The sequence below is a fragment of the Microbacterium enclense genome (assembly GCA_038182865.1).
GTDB classification, from domain to species: Bacteria; Actinomycetota; Actinomycetes; order Actinomycetales; family Microbacteriaceae; genus Microbacterium; species Microbacterium enclense_B.
Genome location: CP116226.1, coordinates 1,513,118 through 1,528,020, shown reverse-complemented (window position 1 = coordinate 1,528,020; position 14,903 = coordinate 1,513,118). Strand labels below are relative to the sequence as shown.

Here is a 14,903-nt window from a genome sequence, read left to right as displayed (position 1 = left end):
CATCCGCGGACGAATGCGGCCAGCCCGGGAGGGGTGCGGGTTACTTCGCGACGTCGTAGCCCTGGACCTGCGCCTGGTTGTCCATCTCGGTCTGCCACGCCTGGGTGGCGTCCGAGAGGGGCTTGCCCGCGGAGATCACCGGCAGCGCGACCTTCGAGAACGCGGCCTCGATGCTGAAGCTCGGGTAGCCCCAGCCCTGCCAGACGGAGCTGGCGGCGGTCGAGACGCTGGACTGCAGGTCGCCGGCGAAGAAGCCCTCCGCGGCCTGTTCCTTCAGCCACGCGTCGGCCGCGGACTGGTAGGCGGGCAGACCGGAGGCCAGCTTCACGGCGTCGTCGGAACTGGTGACGTAGGTGAGGAAGGTCTTCACCGCGTCGAGGTTCTTGGAGTGGCTCGAGGCGTACCAGACACCACCGCCGACGTTGCCGGTGACCTTCTCGCCGTCCGACCAGGTGAGCGGGGCTCCCGCGCCGATGGTTCCGGCGGTGTAGTTCAGGCTCTGCTCGTTGTCGAACAGGGCACCGGCGTACCAGGCCGGGCCGGGGATGCCGACGAGCTTGTCCTTGTACTTGCTGACGAAGTCGGCGCCGAACACGCTGTCTGTCACGAGCGTGCCGTTGGCGAGCATGTGGTCGATGAGGTCGGTGGCCTTCTTCGCCTTCGGGTCGGAGAAGTTCGAGGTGAAGGTGTTGCCGTCGACCTGGAAGATCGGGGCCTCGGCACCCCAGTAGTAGACGTACGGGGCCTGGAACGAGTCGCCGACCGAGCCGAGGATGTAGCCGGGGTGCTCCGCGGCGATCTTGTCGCTCAGGGCTTCGTAGTCCTCCCACGTGGTGGGCACGGTGTAGCCGAACTGGTCGAGCAGCGGCTTGTTGTACCAGAACAGCACGGGCGCGAGGTCGTTGCGCAGGCCGTAGACCGTGCCGTCCACGGTCATGGGGCCGAGGGCGCCCTCGGTGAAGCCGTCGAGGAAGCTCTGGTCGAAGAACCCCTTGTTCAGCGGGGCGGCGAACGCCTGCTGTCCGTTGTTCTCCTTCGAGGCCCACGAGGTGTCGTTCTGCTGGGTCGAGAAGACGACGTCGGGCCAGCCCTCGCCGGACTGGTCGAAGAGGGCCACCTTCTGCTGGAACGAGCCCGAGCCGCCGGAACCGCCGTCGTAGGTCTCGATGTTGATCTTCACGTCCGGGTTGGCCTTCTCGAACGCCTGCGCGAGCGGCTCGCGTGACGAGTCGACCCACACGGTGATGGCGCTGGACGAGTCCTGCTCCGCGGTGGCGAAGCCGTACGGGCTGTCGGATTCTCCGCCGCCTCCCGTGCTCGGGCTGCATGCGGAAAGGGCGAGGGCGGACGCCACGGCGACTCCGCCCACGAGGGCGAGGCGACGATGAGCGCGAGAAACATGCTGCGTCATTGCGGAAGCTCCTGTCTTCTTCGACGAGGTCGGGTGACCGGATGCCAGCATAGGGCATACGTCATATGTTTACGCAAGGACCGTCATCGATCCGTGACGAGATACGCGCGCATCGGCACTCTCCCGGGCGTTTCGTCCGACCTTCCGGAGCGAGGCCCCCCTTCACGCGACCCCCAAAGAGGCATTTGACGGTGCGGAGTGCTCCGGCGACCATGTCACCATGACCTCGCTCGACCAGCTTCGCGCTCTGTCGCACCCCCTGCGGCTCCGACTGCTGTCACTGCTCACGGCGACCGCGCTCAGCGCGGCCGAGGCGGGGCGCGAACTCGGCGTCTCGCAGGCATCCGCGAGCTACCACCTGCGCGTCCTGGAGCGGGCAGGGCTCATCCGGGTGGTCGAGGTCGAACGCGTGCGGGGCGGCGAGGCGAAACGTTACCGCCACGAAGCGTCGTCGCAGCGCTACGACGTCGACGTCCCGGCCGTGACGCGCTCGCCCGAGACGGAAGCGGAGTACATCGACGCGCTCTCCGATGAGCTGCGCCGTCGATCGCGTCAACGCGTCGACGGTCCCGCCCTCAGCACCGACGCCGAACTGTGGCTCGACCCCGCGGTCTGGCGCCGCATCGTGCAGCACGTCGGCGAGGCATCCGCTCTCCTCCACGCGGCGGCACAGCCACCGCGCACCCCGGGAACCGTGCCCGTGTCGATGACGGCGGCGCTGTTCCCCCTGCGGCGGACCCGATGACCGGCTCGACACCGGGGCCCCTCGCACACGCGCCCTTCCGGTGGCTCCTGGCCGCCCGGACCACCGCGATCGTCGGCAACGCGGTCGCCCCGATCGCCCTCGCCTTCGCGGTGCTCGACCTGACCGGATCCGCCGCCGATCTCGGCCTCGTCGTCGCCGCGCGCTCGCTCGCGAACGTGGGCATGCTGCTGTTCGGCGGAGTGATCGCCGACCGCCTGCCCCGAAACGTCGTCCTCGTGGGAACCTCCCTCGCCGCCGCGGCCACCCAGGGAATCGTCGCCGCCCTGGTCCTGACGGGCACGGCCGCCGTCTGGTCGCTGGCTCTGCTGGGCGTGGTGAACGGGGCGGTCGCCGCCGTGAGCCTGCCGGCGGCGGCCGCGCTCGTTCCCGACACGGTTCCCTCCGCGCTGCTGCGGCCGGCCAACGCCTGGCTGCGGCTCGGGCTGAACGCGGGAAGCATCCTCGGCGCCTCGGCGGGGGCGGCCGTGATCGCGCTCGTCGGGCCAGGCTGGGGCCTCGCCATCGACGCGGTCGCGTTCGCCGTGGCGGCCACCCTGTTCTCCCGCCTGCGCCTCCCCCCGGCGCCTGCGACGGTCTCCCCCGGCGAGGCGCCGTCGGTGCTGACGGATCTCCGCGACGGATGGCGGGAGTTCTCGACTCGCCGATGGATCTGGATCGTGGTCCTGCAGTTCGCCGTCCTGAACGCCGCGTTCACCGGGGCCACCACTGTCCTGGGACCCCTGGTCGCCGACGAGACGTTCGGCCGCGGCGGGTGGGGCCTCGTCGTCGCCGCGCAGACCGCGGGCTTCGCCGGGGGAGCACTCGTGGCCCTCCGATGGCGGCCGCGCCGGGCGCTCGGCATCGGCGTCGCCGCGATGGCATCCGCGGCCCTGCCCGTCGCCACCCTCGCTGTGGCTCCGACCCTCCCCGCGCTCATCGCCGCGTTCGCGCTCGGTGGCTTCGCGATCGAACTCTTCGCGATCGCCTGGGATCAGTCGCTTCAGGCCCACGTCCCGCGCGAAGCCCTCTCCCGCGTCTACTCGTACGACATGGTCGGCTCGTTCATCGCCGTGCCGCTGGGGGAGATCGTCGTCGGGCCGCTCGCGCACACCGCCGGCACCGTCCCGGTCCTGCTGGGGTGCGCGGCGATCATCGTCCTCGCGACGGCGGTCGCCGCCTCCTCGCGGAGCGTCTGGAGCATCCGCGCCGCGTGAGCGTCAGTACACGTACTCCATCAATTCGACGCCGAGCACGCGGAAAGCATCGTGCGCGCGCAACCGGTGCGCGATGGAGAGGTCGTCGAAGTTCACGATCAGGGCGTACGACACCCCGGCGCGTGGCCCGCCCAGCACGCCCGCCTCGGCCCGCACCCCGGGTGCCCGACCGGTCTTGTTGACGAAGAGCAGCCCGTGTTGATCGTTCTCGTGCGCGAACGGATCGAGCCCGGTCGCGGATGCCACGAGCGACAGATCGTGGTTCAGGCTCAACCACTCGGCGACCTGGGCGCTGACGCCCGGGGAGACGACCGCCGAGTTCACGAGCCCCGCGAACAGCTGCGCCATCTCGCGCGCGGTCGACAGGGCGACGTGGGGAGCGTCGTCGGGTCCGCGGTCGTCTCGGAAACGATCGAGCAGAGCCGTGCGTCGCAACCCGAGCTGTTCCAGCCGCGACCGCACCGCCTGCAGGCCCACGCGCTGGAGCAGGGCGTTCACCGCCAGGGCGTCGCCCGCCGACGCGGCGAGCACGGCCACGTCCGACACCGGCAGAGCCGGGGCTTTGAGGTGCTGCCACATCCCGCCGACGGCGGCGCCGTGCACCGTGGAGCGATCGATGATCTCTAAGGCGTCGAGCGTTCCCGCCTCGATCGATGCCGCGACCTCGACGAGCAGCGGCACGACGCCGAGCCCGCCGACCGGAAGCGTCAGGAAGTCGTCGCCGACGAGCACCTGCGCCCCGCCGTCGAGCTCGTCGATGCGCACCGACACGCGGGCGCCCGACGCGGCCAGTTCGTCGAGCGCGCGCAGTGTGGCCGTGAAGGAGCGCCGCCCCGCGGCCGCCCGGCGGGGAAGCCGCTTGGGCCCTTTCCGTCCCGCCCCTCGGAGGGCGGGCGCGTCGCGTCGGGTGGACTCGACGGGCCCACCGAGGGGATCGGGGACGGCGGGTTCGGGAACCGGGGGCATGCCCACGAGCGTGGCTCCTTCCGGGTCAGAAGAGCAACAAACTCCGCCTCACCAAATGGTGACGCGCTGGTCGACGTCGAGCCAGAGGGCGTCGCCCTCCGTGACCTCGAACGCCTCGTAGAAGGCATCGATGTTACGCACGATCTGGTTGCAACGGAACTCGTTGGGCGAGTGCGGGTCGATCGTCAGAAGGCGGATGGTCTCGGCATCCCGGCCCTTCTGCTGCCACACCTGCGCCCAGCTCAGCAGGAGACGCTGGATGCCGGTGAGTCCGTCGACCACCGGACCCTCGGGGTCCAGCCCCTCGGCCTCGAGCGAGAGCCGATAGGCCGAGATCGCGATACCCAGCCCGCCGAGGTCTCCGATGTTCTCGCCGATCGTGAGGGCGCCGTTGACATGGTGCTCGGGGGACAGCCCTTCGGGCACGAGGGCGTCGTACTGGGCGATGAGGGCCTTGGTCCGCTCCTCGAACGCCGAGCGGTCGGCATCCGTCCACCAGTCGCGCAGCGACCCGTCGCCGTCGAAACGGCTGCCCTGGTCGTCGAAGCCGTGCCCGATCTCGTGTCCGATGACCGCTCCGATCCCGCCGAAGTTGGCGGCGGCGTCGCGCTCGGCGTCGAAGAACGGGTACTGCAGGATCGCAGCCGGGAACACGATCTCGTTCATCAGCGGGTTGTAGTACGCGTTCACCGTCTGCGGAGTCATGTGCCACTCGTCACGGTCGATCGGCTGGCCGACCTTGGCGAGCTGCCGATCGTGTTCCCACACGTTCGCCCGACGGACGTTCCCGATCAGATCGTCGGCCTCGATCTCGAGATCCGCGTAGTCCTTCCAGCGGACGGGGTAGCCGATCTTCGGGGTGAAGGCATCGAGCTTGGCGAGGGCGCGTTCGCGGGTCTCGGCCGTCATCCACTCGAGCGCCTGGATCGACCGTCGATACGCCTCGATCAGGTGGGCGACGAGATCGTCCATCGCGTCCTTCGCCGTGGGCGGGAAGTGGCGCTCGACGTAGACCTTGCCGATCGCCTCGCCCAGAGCCGCCTCGGCGAGGCTGACCCCGCGCTTCCAGCGCTCGCGGTTCACCGGCACCCCGGTGAGCTGGGTGCCGTAGAAGGAGAAGTTCTCCGCGACGAAGGCGTCGGGCAGGAACGCGGCGGACGTGTGCACGATCTTGAAGCGCAGCCACGCCTTCCAGTCGTCGAGGCGCTCCTCGACGAGCAGCGACCCGAGCGACTCGACGAAGCTGGGCTGGTAGACCACGACCTCGTCGAGGGCGCTCTCGCGGCCCGGCGCGACACCGGCGCGCCACGGCGCGAGGTCGATGCCGGCGAGGGCGACGGTGTCGTCCCACGACTTCAGGTTGTACGTCTTGACGGCGTCGCGGCTGTCTTCGCGCGACCAGTGGTGCGTGGCGATCTCGGTCTCGAGGGCGAACACCCGCGCGGCGGCATCGCCCGCGTCGACCACTCCCGCCAGGGCGAGGATCCGCTCGATGTGCGCACGGTACGCCTCGCGCGTCTCTTCGAAGTTGTCGAGGCGGTAGTAGCTCTCGTCGGGCATCGACAGCCCCGACTGGTAGAGAACGGGCACGTAGCGCGTGGGGTCACCCGGGTCGGGTTCGACGAAGAGGGCGATGAGGCCGCTCATGCCCTCGCGCTCCATCTCGCCGGTGAGGCGCAGGAGCGAGGCGATGTCGGTGACGTCGTCGACGCGACGCAGCTGCTCCTCGACGGGCGCCCGGCCGAGCTCGTCGATGCGGGCGGTGTCCATGAAGCTCGCGAAGAGGTCGCCGATCTTGCGGGCCTCGGTGCCCGGCTCGGCCTGCTGCGTCTCTTCGACGATGGCACGCACGTCTTTCTCGGCCTGCTCGGCGATGAGGTGGAACGCGCCCCACCGGGCCTTGTCGTCGGGGATCTCGGTGCGCTCGAGCCAACGGCCGTTCACGTATCGGAACAGGTCGTCCTGCGGGCGGATCTCGTCGCTCAGTTCGTCGAGCGCGAGGCCGGAACGGGGGGTCTCGGTCATTCAGCCAGGATAAATCCCCCATCTTCGGTGCGGGCTGGGGATGCCGACATTCGTCACGTCGCGATGTCGGCGGGGCGTCCTAGGCTCGACGGATGACGACACGACAGCCCGAGACGCTCAATCGAGCGATCCTCCGGCTGGCCGTTCCAGCGCTCGGAGCGCTCATCGCGGAGCCGCTGTTCCTCATCGTCGACGGCGCGATGGTGGGGCACCTCGGCGTCGCTCCCCTTGCCGGGCTGGGGATCGCGGGAGCGGTCCTGCACACCGTCGTCGGCCTGATGGTGTTCCTCGCGTACTCCACGACGCCAGCGGTGGCGCGCCGGTTCGGCGCCGGAGAGATCGGCCGCGCGGTCTCCGTCGGCATCGACGGCATGTGGCTCGCGCTCACGCTCGGCGCGGTGCTTGCCCTCGCGGGTGTCTGGGCGACGCCCGCGGTCGTCGATGCGTTCGGCGCGGCGCCCGACGTCGCCGAGAACGCACGGATCTATCTCTCGATCTCGGTGTGGGGTCTGCCCGCCATGCTCATCGTGTTCGCCGCGACCGGACTGCTGCGAGGGCTGCAGAACACCGTGACCCCGCTGTGGATCGCCGGCCTGGGCTTCGCCGCCAATGCGGCGCTGAACGCCGTCTTCATCTACGGCTTCGGGTGGGGTATCGCGGGGTCGGCGGCGGGCACCGTGGTGGCGCAGTGGGCGATGGTCGGCGCCTACGTGGTCGTGGTCGGGCGCCTCGCCCGTCGGCACACGGCATCCTTTCGCCCGGAGCGCGCCGGACTCGGCGGCACTGCGCGCTCGGGCGGCTGGCTGTTCCTTCGCACGCTGAGCCTGCGCGCGGCGTTCCTCGCCACGGTCGCCGTCGCCACACAGCTCGGGTCACCGGAGCTGGCGGGGTGGCAGATCGCCTTCACGATCTTCTCCACCGCCGCCTTCGCACTGGATGCGCTGGCCATCGCGGCCCAGGCGTTGATCGGCAAAGGACTCGGGGCGGGAGATCTGGAGAGCGTCCGCCGGGTGCTGCAGAGGACGGTGGCGTGGGGGATCTGGTTCGGCGTCGCCGTCGGTGGGGTCATCGCCGCCGCGTCATCGGTGGTCGGGCTGGTCTTCACGGGCGATCCCGCGGTCGCTGCGCTGATCCAACCGGCGTTGCTGGTGCTCGCCGTCGCGCAGCCACTCGCGGCGGTGGTGTTCGTGCTCGATGGGGTGCTGATCGGCGCCGGCGATGTGCGGTACCTCGCCCTGGCCGGGGTGATGAACCTCGTTCCCTACGTGCCCGCGCTGGTCGCGGTAGGCGTCTGGGCCGGTGGCGGTCCGAGCGGGCTCGCGTGGCTGTCCGCGGCGTTCTTCGGCGTCTACCTCCTCGCTCGAGCCGTGACCCTCGGGGTCCGCGTGCGCGGGCAGAAATGGATGACGGCGGGCGACTGACGGTCTCACGCCTGAGCGCGCGGGGGCGCCGATCACGGCTCGCGGCGACCCGAGTGACCGCGGACCCCGCGGCAGGGGTCAGCTGCTGGGCTGGTCGACGTACGACACGTTCATGCCGCGCTGATCGGCGGAGTTGGCCGAGACCGGCCAGTAGCCGATCTGTGCGGCAGCGCCGGGGGTTCCGCCGGTCCCCGCGGAGTACGAGAGCGTGAACGCGACCTTGTCGCCGGCGGCGAGAGGCTTCGCCAGCTTCAGAAGCACCGATCGCCGTCCGCCGGAGACCGTGTTCTCCGCGACCGTCAGCAGCGTGGACGCGGCGGTGCCGTTGAGGGTGACGCTCTTCGGCTGCACCCCGCCGCCGACCGCCGCGTCGAAGGACACACGGATGCCGTCGCCCGCCGCGATCGGCTTCGGCCCGATCGAGGTGAGGGTGGCGGAGGTCGGACGATACGCCGACCCGCTTCCCGACGCCACCTTCGCGAAGGTCGCCGTCAGGGCACCGCCGAAGGGAGCTGCGCTGACGGGTGCGCCCGCGGTGATCTTCCACACGTTGTCCGAGGTGTCCGCGTCGTCGTTCGGGGTGCGCAGCTTCCACGTGTATGCCGTGTCGGCAAGGGCGAACGTGTCGTTGGGATAGGCCCCGAGGAAGCTGGCTTTCGGGCGCACCAGGACGCCCGTGAACGGGTCCGTGCCGGGGGCGATCGTCGCGGTGAAGGTGGCCGTGTACGTGGCACGGTTGCCGGAGATCGTCGGCCCACTGAAGGTTGCCGCTTTGGCACCGGCGGACGTCCGCGTGTCGTAGGTGAAACCCGTCACCTTCCACAGGCGGCTATCGACCTCGAGGGTCAGCACGATCGAGCCCGTGTAAGCGGTCGTACCGGTGTTGGCGATGACGGTGCCGGCGGGTTCGGAGGCGTCGAAGCGCTGCGTCAGCGCGGGCGTGAACAGGGGGATGCTGCTGCCGAACTGCGGACCCTGCAGCGCCAGGTTGACCGTCTTCGGTGTCCCCGCCCACGCGGGCGGCGCGGCGAGAGCCCCCGACACCGCCAGCGCCGGGACGGCCCACGCCCCGATCCTCAGAAACGTGCGGCGGTCGTATCCAGAAGCGGGGGTCGAGGGCGACGAGTTCACGAGAGGTCCTATCCGTTCGGGGGGCGAGAAACGGCGTACCCGACGATTATTCGCGTCGCCAGCCCGTTTGTGAGGCCCCCGACCGTGAGAAAACTCTCATGCCCATCGGCGACACCACTCGTACATCACGACCGCGGCGGCCGACGCCGCGTTGATCGAACGGGTGGACCCGTACTGCGTGATCTCGACGACAGCGGTCGCCGCGGCGAGCGCCTCCGGAGAGAGACCCGGCCCCTCCTGGCCGAAAAGGAGCACGCACGCGGGCGGCAGATCGGCCCGATCGACCGGCACGGATCCCTCGACGTTGTCGACGGCGATCACCGGGAGTCCCGCCTCGCGCGCCCAGGCGGTGAAGGTCTCGACGTCCTCGTGGTGGCGCACGTGCTGATAGCGATCGGTGACCATCGCTCCGCGACGGTTCCAGCGCCTCTTGCCGATGATGTGCACCTCGGCGGCGAGGAACGCGTTGGCGCTGCGGACGATCGAGCCGATGTTGAGGTCGTGCTGCCAGTTCTCGATCGCGACGTGGAACGGATGCCGCTTCGCGTCGAGGTCGGCGATGATCGCCTCCATCGTCCAGTACCGGTAGGCGTCGACGACGTTACGACGGTCACCCTCGGCCAGGAGTTCGGGGTCGTAGCGCAGGTCGTCGGGCCACTCACCCGGCCAGGGACCGACGCCGTGCGTGGGGGCGACGTCCGCCGGGTCCCGGTCCGCGGACGTGGGGTCTTCGGCATCCGTCACCGCCCCAGGCTACCCGCGGCATAACCGAGCCCCGCTTTTCGGGTACCCGAAATATGGCTAAGGTTTCGGCATGCCGAAAACTTTGGATGCCGTCGACCGACGACACGCGCCCGGCCGGGCCGCGTGGCTGCTCGGGCCGGCCATGGTGGCCGGTGTCGCCTACCTGGATCCCGGCAACGTCGCGAGCAACATGACCGCCGGGGCGAGCTTCGGGTACCTGCTGGTGTGGGTGGTCGTCCTCGGCAACGTGATGGCATGGCTCATCCAGTACCTGTCGGCCAAGCTCGGCATCGTCACGGGCGAGAGCCTCCCCCAGATCCTCGGTCGCCGCCTCCACCGCCCCTGGGCTCGTCGGGCCTACTGGCTGCAGGCTGAGCTCGTCGCGATGGCCACCGACGTCGCTGAAGTGATCGGCGGTGCCGTCGCTCTGCACCTGCTGTTCGGCATCCCCCTGGTCTGGGGCGGAGCGATCACGGGCGTCGTCTCGATGCTCCTGCTCGTCGTGCAGTCGCGGCGCGGCGCGCGGGCGTTCGAGACCGTACTGATCGGGCTCTTGATCGTCATCGCCGTCGGCTTCACCTTCGGCCTCTTCTTCGCACCGCCCGATGCGGGAGGGGTCGTCGAGGGGCTCGTACCGCGCTTCGAGGGGACCAACTCGGTGCTGCTCGCCGCCTCGATCCTCGGCGCGACGATCATGCCCCACGCGATCTACGCGCACTCCGCGCTGAGCCGCGACCGCTTCGCCCCCGGCGCGCCGACACCGGCGTCTGGGCTGGAGGATGCCCGAGGAATCTCGACTCCTCGCCTGCTGCGCGCCACGCGCTGGGACGTCACGATCGCGCTGGCCGTGGCCGGCACCGTCAACCTCGCGATCCTCCTCCTCGCCGCAGCGAACCTCTCGGGCGTCGACGGCACCGACAGCCTCGAGGGCGCCTACGCGGCCCTCCGCGACGGCCTCGGACCCGTGGTGGCGACGATGTTCGCCGTCGGACTGCTCGCGAGCGGTCTCGCATCGACCTCCGTCGGCGCGTACGCGGGAGCGGAGATCATGCACGGGCTGCTGCGGATCCGCGTCTCCTTGCTGGCGCGGCGCCTCGTCACCCTCGTTCCCGCGCTGGTGATCCTCGCGATAGGCGTCGACCCGACTCTCGCGCTCGTTCTGAGCCAGGTCGTCCTGTCGTTCGGCATCCCGTTCGCCCTGGTCCCCCTCGTCGCGCTCACGGCGCGCCGCGCGGTCCTCGGCGAGTACCGGAACCGTCTGCTGACGACAGCGGCGGGGATCGCCGCGGCGGTCTTCCTGATCGCGTTGAACGCCGTGCTCCTGTGGCTGGTGTTCAGCGGCGGATAGGCTGACCCGCGTGGAATCGCCCGTAGCCGACGACTATCTCAAGGCGATCTATCACCACACCGAGTGGCAGGACGATCCGATCACTCCGTCGCAGCTCGCCGCGGTCCTCGGACTGGCGCCGTCGAGCGTGACCGAGATGGTGAAGAAGCTCGCCGCACAGGGATTGGTGACGCATCGCCCCTACGGCCCGGTCTCGCTGACCCCGGCGGGTCAGCGACGTGCGGCGGGGGTCATCCGACGCCACCGCCTCATCGAGACGTGGCTCGTCCGCGAGTTCGGGTACGCCTGGGACGAGGTGCACGACGAGGCCGAGGTGCTCGAGCACGCCCTCACCGATCGACTGCTCGAGGGAATCGACGCCCGGCTCGGACGCCCGAGGTTCGACCCCCACGGCGATGCGATCCCGGATGCCACCGGCTCGGTCGACCGCGAACCGTTCGTGCTGCTGTCGGTCGCCGCCGCCGGGCACTCGGGGCGCGTGCTGCGCGTGAGCGACCGCGACCCCGAGCTGCTCCGGGCGCTGGTCGACCGCGGGATCGACGTGGGGCACGAGCTCGAGGTCGTCTCCGAGTCGGTGGTGCGCGCCGACGGCGTCGAGGTGACACTGCCCGCGGGCGCCGGCGCCTCGGTCTGGCTGACCCGCTGATCCGTTCGCGCGGCCCACGGGCGGCGCCGGGGCACGAGGGCACCGCGGGCCGGGCTGTCGCGGTGGCGGGGTGCCGGGGTGGCGGGCCGTCGTGGTGCCGGGTCGTCGTGGGCCGGGCCGGGCTTTGGGGCGCCAGGGTGTCGCGGGCCGGCCGTCGTGGCGGACCGTCGTGCGGAGTTCGTCGGCGCCACGCCCGTCGGGGGCGCACGGGAGCGGCGTGTCTTCCACGGACTCCGCAGGACGGATGCCACGAGCCCGGGGGCTCGGTACGAGCGAAGGGGATTCCCCGACCGCTACGCTGGCCGCACCGGTGGCGGGCCGGTCGGAGAACGCGAGGGCACTATGACCATTTCGGTACCGGCGCGACCTCCGGTCGCGGTCATCGTCGCGATCGTCCTCGTGTACATCGGGGGAGTACTGAACACCGCCCTGGGGATCCTCGTCCTCCTCTCGCGGTACGAGGTGACGCCCGACCTCGTCCTGCCCGTCTCCCTGGTGGGCGCGGCGACGATCCTGCTCGGCCTGCTGACCATCGCCGGCGGCTCGGCGCTGTCGCGCGGGAGTCGGCTCGCGCGCACCCTCCTGACGGCATACCTGTCGGTCCTGGTGGTCCTCCAGGCCGCGGCCATGGCGCTCACCGAGCTCGATCCCGTCCTCGGCGTGGCGGTGGTCGCCGCCCTCGCGGTCATCGCCGCCCTCTGGATCCCCGCCGGTGCGCGCCGGTACTTCCGGCGGTCCGCGCCCGAGACCCCCGCAGCCGTCCTGACGACCTGACCCGCGGCCGCCGCGCGGGCGAAGCTCAGGAGGGAACGGATCCCGGCAGTTCGCGCTCCAGCAGGCGCCGCACGAGCCGGCGGTGCACGAAGCGCACCACCTCGATGGCCGCGAGCGCGATCACGACGACCGCCGTGATCAACCAGGCGCCGTCCTCGCCGGGATCGCGCAGCTGGAAGAACTCCCCGAGTACGGGCACCGTGAAGATCGCGGTGAGGGCGATGAACATCGCGCCGATCACGAGAACCTTCACACGGGTCACGGGACGAGACAGCACCGTCAGCACCCAGATCGCGACGATCGCGAGAATGATCGTGGCCCCCGTCCGCAGCTGCTCCACCGCGAGGCCGAGGTCCATCGCGAGACGCGTGTACACCGTCAACGAGACCGCGATCACGATGCCCGCGGGGATCGCGAAGGTGAGTGAACGCTTCAGGAAGCCGGGGACGTACCGCTGCGTGTTCGGCAGCAGTGCGAGGAAGAATGCCGGGATGCCGATGGTCAGACCATCGGTGATCGACAGCTGCCGCGGGAGGAAGGGGAACTCCATGACGAGTGCCCCGAAGAGGATCGCGAGTCCGGTGGCGTAGACCGTCTTGGTGAGGAACAGCATCGAGACGCGCTCGATGTTCGCGATCACCTGGCGCCCCTCGGCCACCACGGAGGGCAGGTGAGAGAACCGCCCGTCGAGCAGCACGAGACGGGCGACGGCTTTGGTCGCGGCCGCTCCGGAATTCATGGCGATCCCGATGTCTGCCGTCTTGATGGCGAGGGCGTCGTTGACGCCGTCCCCGGTCATCGCCACCACGTGCCCCCGCGCCTGGAGCGCGGTGACCATGCGTCTCTTCTGATCGGGGGTGACGCGACCGAAGACCGTGTGCTCCTCGAGGATCTTCCCGAGCTCGACATCGTCCTCCGGAAGACGGCGCGCGTCGTACCCCTCGTCGACCTCGAGCCCCACCTCGCGGGCGATCGCCGCGACCGTGCGGGGGTTGTCGCCCGAGATGACGCGCACCCCCACCCCCTGCTCGCGGAAGAACGCCAGGGCCCCGGCGGCATCCGGGCGAACGGCTTCGATGAAGGTCAGCACCGCGACCGGCACCGGTTCGTCGGGGAAGCGCTCGGCCTCGACATCGGCGTCTGCGAGCGGCGCGGCGGTGTGGGCGAGGACGAGGGTGCGCCGGCCCGACGAGGCGAGGCGCGTGACCGCGGCCCCGAGAGCAGTGGCGGTGTCGGCGGCCTGGTCGCCGAAGACCATCTCGGGTGCCCCGAGCACCCAGGTGCCCTCGGCGCCGGCGGAGAACGACACCGCACTCCACTTGCGCGCGGACGAGAACGGGATCCGGCGCGCGGTCGCGAGTGGTGCCCCGAGGGGGAAGGGCTCGCGCAGGCAGCGCGCCGTGGCGTTCGCGTCGTCGGCGGCGCCGTACCAGCCGAGCGCCTCTCGCCATCCGGCGCGCTCGGTCAGCATCAGCGCATCGTCGAAGCGGATCTCCCCCGCGGTGAGCGTTCCGGTCTTGTCGAGGCAGATCACGTCGACGCGAGCGAGGCCCTCGACTGCGGGGAGCTCGTTGACGAGCACCTTCTTTCCCGCGAGTCTCGCCGCGCCGACCGCGAACGCGATGGAGGTCATCAGCACGAGGCCGAGCGGGATCATCGCGGTGAGCGACGCGATGGTGTTCACCACGGCTTGCGACCACGTGCCCTGTCGGAAGGCCTCCACCCATCCGCCGGCGACCATCATCTGCGCGTTGAGCACCAGCAGGCCGACCGGCCCGATGCCCCACCCCACCCACCGCAGAACACGATCGATCGAGGTGCGCAGCTCGCTCGAGACCAGCTGGAACTTCTTCGCCTCGCCCGCGAACGTGTTCGCGTACGACTCCGCACCGACGCGCGTGGCACGGGCCAGCCCCTCGCCGCCGACCACGATCGATCCGGACAGCGCGTCGTCGCCGGGGCGCTTGTCGACGGCATCCGACTCGCCCGTCAGCATCGACTCATCGATCTGCAGGCCGCGGGACTCGACCACCGCGGCGTCAGCAGGCACCTGGTCGCCCGCGCGGAGCACGAGCAGATCGTCGCGAACGACCTCGCCCGGAGCCACCTCAGCATCGGCGCCATCGCGGCGCACGCGGGCGCGCGGCGCGTTGAGCAGCGCGAGCCGGTCGAGCGCGGCCTTGGCGCGGAACTCCTGCACGCAGCCGATCACCGCGTTCGACAGTGCGGCGACGCCGAAGAGCGCGTCCTGCCAGCGCCCGAGGAGCAACAGCACCAGGAAGCACGCCCCCACGATGCCGTTGAACAGCGTGAAGACGTTCGCCCGCACGATGTTCCACGCGCTCCGACTGGTGTCGGCCACGTACGCGTTGGTCTGGCCGGAAGCGACCCTCTCGGCGACCTCGGCGGCGCTCAGCCCGCGGATGTCGTCGGCATCGATGCTGTCGGCGATCGCCTGGCCCATGCGATCACTGTAGG

At 70.5% G+C, this 14,903-nt stretch carries 12 protein-coding genes; 6 read left to right on the top strand and 6 right to left on the bottom strand.

The window, feature by feature from the left end:
- Positions 1-40: 40 nt before the first annotated feature.
- The gene (locus PIR02_07200; GenBank protein WZH38448.1) at positions 41-1,411 is read right to left on the bottom strand and encodes an ABC transporter substrate-binding protein; all 1,371 of its coding nucleotides are present in this window, start codon (positions 1,409-1,411) and stop codon (positions 41-43) included.
- Positions 1,412-1,631: 220 nt separating this feature from the next.
- On the opposite strand from PIR02_07200, the gene PIR02_07195 reads away from it, so the two are divergent.
- Together PIR02_07195 and PIR02_07190 are read left to right on the top strand one after the other, a co-directional pair.
- Positions 1,632-2,156 (top strand): helix-turn-helix domain-containing protein, encoded by a 525-nt coding sequence (locus PIR02_07195; protein ID WZH38447.1) that lies wholly within the window; start codon positions 1,632-1,634, stop codon positions 2,154-2,156.
- Positions 2,153-3,370, top strand: a complete 1,218-nt coding sequence (locus PIR02_07190; GenBank protein WZH38446.1) for an MFS transporter — start codon at positions 2,153-2,155, stop codon at positions 3,368-3,370. Before PIR02_07195 ends, PIR02_07190 begins: the two co-directional genes overlap by 4 nt.
- A gap of 3 nt (positions 3,371-3,373) precedes the next feature.
- Here PIR02_07190 and PIR02_07185 read toward each other — a convergent pair whose 3' ends face one another.
- Both PIR02_07185 and PIR02_07180 read right to left on the bottom strand, forming a co-directional pair.
- Positions 3,374-4,342: a class A beta-lactamase-related serine hydrolase gene (locus PIR02_07185; GenBank protein WZH38445.1), complete on the bottom strand. Its 969-nt coding sequence runs from the start codon at positions 4,340-4,342 to the stop codon at positions 3,374-3,376.
- Between the two features lie 42 nt (positions 4,343-4,384).
- Positions 4,385-6,361 (bottom strand): peptidase M13, encoded by a 1,977-nt coding sequence (locus PIR02_07180; GenBank protein ID WZH38444.1) that lies wholly within the window; start codon positions 6,359-6,361, stop codon positions 4,385-4,387.
- A 92-nt stretch (positions 6,362-6,453) separates the two neighbouring features.
- On the opposite strand from PIR02_07180, the gene PIR02_07175 reads away from it, so the two are divergent.
- The gene (locus tag PIR02_07175) at positions 6,454-7,782 is read left to right on the top strand and encodes an MATE family efflux transporter (protein ID WZH38443.1); all 1,329 of its coding nucleotides are present in this window, start codon (positions 6,454-6,456) and stop codon (positions 7,780-7,782) included.
- Between the two features lie 78 nt (positions 7,783-7,860).
- Here PIR02_07175 and PIR02_07170 read toward each other — a convergent pair whose 3' ends face one another.
- Positions 7,861-8,913: a hypothetical protein gene (locus tag PIR02_07170; protein ID WZH38442.1), complete on the bottom strand. Its 1,053-nt coding sequence runs from the start codon at positions 8,911-8,913 to the stop codon at positions 7,861-7,863.
- A 96-nt stretch (positions 8,914-9,009) separates the two neighbouring features.
- Entirely contained in the window at positions 9,010-9,657 is a 648-nt protein-coding gene (locus tag PIR02_07165; GenBank protein ID WZH38441.1) for an RNA methyltransferase, read from the bottom strand.
- A gap of 70 nt (positions 9,658-9,727) precedes the next feature.
- On the opposite strand from PIR02_07165, the gene PIR02_07160 reads away from it, so the two are divergent.
- The 3 genes from PIR02_07160 to PIR02_07150 all read left to right on the top strand — a co-directional run bounded on the left by PIR02_07160 (position 9,728) and on the right by PIR02_07150 (position 12,425).
- The gene (locus PIR02_07160) at positions 9,728-11,005 is read left to right on the top strand and encodes an Nramp family divalent metal transporter (GenBank protein ID WZH38440.1); all 1,278 of its coding nucleotides are present in this window, start codon (positions 9,728-9,730) and stop codon (positions 11,003-11,005) included.
- A gap of 10 nt (positions 11,006-11,015) precedes the next feature.
- On the top strand, positions 11,016-11,651 hold the full coding sequence (locus PIR02_07155; GenBank protein ID WZH38439.1) for a metal-dependent transcriptional regulator: 636 nt from the start codon (positions 11,016-11,018) through the stop codon (positions 11,649-11,651).
- Positions 11,652-11,993: 342 nt separating this feature from the next.
- The gene (locus PIR02_07150) at positions 11,994-12,425 is read left to right on the top strand and encodes a hypothetical protein (GenBank protein WZH38438.1); all 432 of its coding nucleotides are present in this window, start codon (positions 11,994-11,996) and stop codon (positions 12,423-12,425) included.
- A gap of 25 nt (positions 12,426-12,450) precedes the next feature.
- Here PIR02_07150 and PIR02_07145 read toward each other — a convergent pair whose 3' ends face one another.
- A complete protein-coding gene (locus PIR02_07145; protein ID WZH38437.1) occupies positions 12,451-14,889 on the bottom strand; it encodes an HAD-IC family P-type ATPase in 2,439 nt (812 codons plus the stop codon).
- Between the last annotated feature and the right edge of the window lie 14 nt (positions 14,890-14,903).

What these genes read in the sequence shown, in the direction of transcription:
- PIR02_07190 (WZH38446.1), top strand. Translation starts at nt 2,153, where the DNA reads ATGACCGGCTCGACACCGGGGCCCCTCGCACACGCGCCCTTCCGGTGG.
- PIR02_07160 (WZH38440.1), top strand. Translation starts at nt 9,728, where the DNA reads ATGCCGAAAACTTTGGATGCCGTCGACCGACGACACGCGCCCGGCCGG.
- PIR02_07195 (WZH38447.1), top strand. Translation starts at nt 1,632, where the DNA reads ATGACCTCGCTCGACCAGCTTCGCGCTCTGTCGCACCCCCTGCGGCTC.
- PIR02_07180 (WZH38444.1), bottom strand. Translation starts at nt 6,361, where the DNA reads ATGACCGAGACCCCCCGTTCCGGCCTCGCGCTCGACGAACTGAGCGAC.
- PIR02_07175 (WZH38443.1), top strand. Translation starts at nt 6,454, where the DNA reads ATGACGACACGACAGCCCGAGACGCTCAATCGAGCGATCCTCCGGCTG.
- PIR02_07200 (WZH38448.1), bottom strand. Translation starts at nt 1,411, where the DNA reads ATGACGCAGCATGTTTCTCGCGCTCATCGTCGCCTCGCCCTCGTGGGC.
- PIR02_07150 (WZH38438.1), top strand. Translation starts at nt 11,994, where the DNA reads ATGACCATTTCGGTACCGGCGCGACCTCCGGTCGCGGTCATCGTCGCG.
- PIR02_07145 (WZH38437.1), bottom strand. Translation starts at nt 14,889, where the DNA reads ATGGGCCAGGCGATCGCCGACAGCATCGATGCCGACGACATCCGCGGG.